Raw genomic sequence first — 1623 nt, 5'->3', positions numbered from 1 at the left:
GGCTGCGCCGGGTTCCACGGGCCCGGAGAGTGCGGGTCTGCCCTCCTTCCTGATCCTCGTCGGGGCGATGCCGGCCGTCAGGTGACGGCCGGAAGCTGGGTGAGCCGCCTCCAGCTGGTGGTGAAGGCCGATGCCCAGGGCCAGGTCCGCTCGATGCGCAAGTAGCGGCGGCGAGCGTGGTGGGCCAGGCGGGCGGGCAGGTGGTAGAGGCGCAAGCGCATGGTGTCCGGTTCGGCGCCGGCGAGGTCCTCGCTGTCGTGCAGGGCCAGCAGGCGGAGCCAGGCATCGAGGTCGGCTGCGAGGTTGCAGGCGAGCATCCAGCCTGTGTTGACCTGCCACGATGAGGACGGGAGATTCATCAGGCCCATGGCCTTGGCGGTGCGGATGCGGTCTTCGACCTCGGCGTGGTCGCGGTGCAGGGCGTCGAGGAACTGGATCTGGTGGGAGCCGGTGATGCCCCACATGTGCCGGATGTTCGTCGCGGTGATGGAGTACCGCCAGCCGGTCTTCTTCTCGAAATCGGTCAGCTTCTTCATGTGCCGCCGGGAGGGCCGCACCCGGCGGGCGATCAGCCGCATCCCCTCCGGCCAGCCATCGCGCGTGTTCAGCCCGGTCAACTCCGCAATCCCATAGTCTCCTTGATGCTGGCCGTCCTGTGTCAGCGAGGTCTCCCACGCGCTTTCGGGAAGCTGCGCGATCGCGGCCTCGTCCTCGGGCGTGATCTTCCAGCCGACCGTGTAACGGACCGTGCGGCGGGTGGTGTTGAGCGCTTCGAGGTGCTGGAGCAGACCGTGCGTGGCCCCGGCACCGTCGACGCGGACCAGCAGCTTGGACCGCGAGGAGTGCGGGATCTGCTGAAGGCAGGCGGCCAGGACGCGCAGGTGGTCCTCGACGGTGTTCGCCCCCGCGTTGCCCGGGCGTAGTTCCATCGCGAGGTTCTCGCCGGTGTTCGCGCACCAACCGCCCAGCGGATGGAACCCGAACGTACCCTTGAACGTGCCCGCGGCCCCTTCCTTCCTGGATCCGCTCGTGATGACCGTGGCGTCCAGGTCCACGACGATCCAGCCGGTCAGGGTGCGCCCGGCCACGGTGAGCCACGGGAAGCCGCCGGGCCGCAGTCGTAGCAGCATCCACACGTGGCGGCGCACCCGCCGACGCACCTTCGCGACCCGCGCCAGCGTCTGCTCGTCAAGCCCGGCCAGTACCCGGCGCGTGGTCGAGTCCGAGGCGCCCGGCCCGAACAAGCCCTGGTGGTGCAGTTGGAGCTGCTCGGACTCCAGCAGGCTCCGGGCCCCGAGCGCGATCGTGACCGCCAACTGAATGAGCACGGCGGCCCGTTCCCGCCAGCCGGCCGCCGTACTCGTCGGCAGCACCCCGGCGAGCCCTCGTGTCAGACCGGTCCGGTCCGCCAGCTTCCGCAGCAGCACCGCTCCGGCATGCCCGACCAGCCCCTTCCCGTCGGCCATCACAGACAGCCCACGGTCCCACCCTGTACGCTCGCTCACCAGAAAGGTGTCCTGACTCCTGCACCCGATGCTTCCTCGACAGTCGCATCCTTGCAGCTCAGCGGCACCTTTCTGCTACCAGGGCATCAGCTCAACCAATTCCGCTGAATAGTCGAGG

At 69.2% G+C, this 1623-nt stretch carries 1 protein-coding gene; it reads right to left on the bottom strand.

Annotated elements, in window-relative coordinates:
• Positions 1–77 precede the first annotated feature (77 nt).
• Positions 78–1505, bottom strand: a complete 1428-nt coding sequence (locus IH48_RS0132045) for an IS1380 family transposase (RefSeq protein ID WP_267885337.1) — start codon at positions 1503–1505, stop codon at positions 78–80.
• Positions 1506–1623 lie beyond the last annotated feature (118 nt).

Source organism: Streptomyces sp. NRRL F-5126, from assembly GCF_000721265.1.
GTDB lineage: Bacteria > Actinomycetota > Actinomycetes > Streptomycetales > Streptomycetaceae > Streptomyces.
The sequence above is the reverse complement of the archived record's forward strand: the minus strand, read 5'-3'. Positions and strand labels throughout refer to the sequence as shown.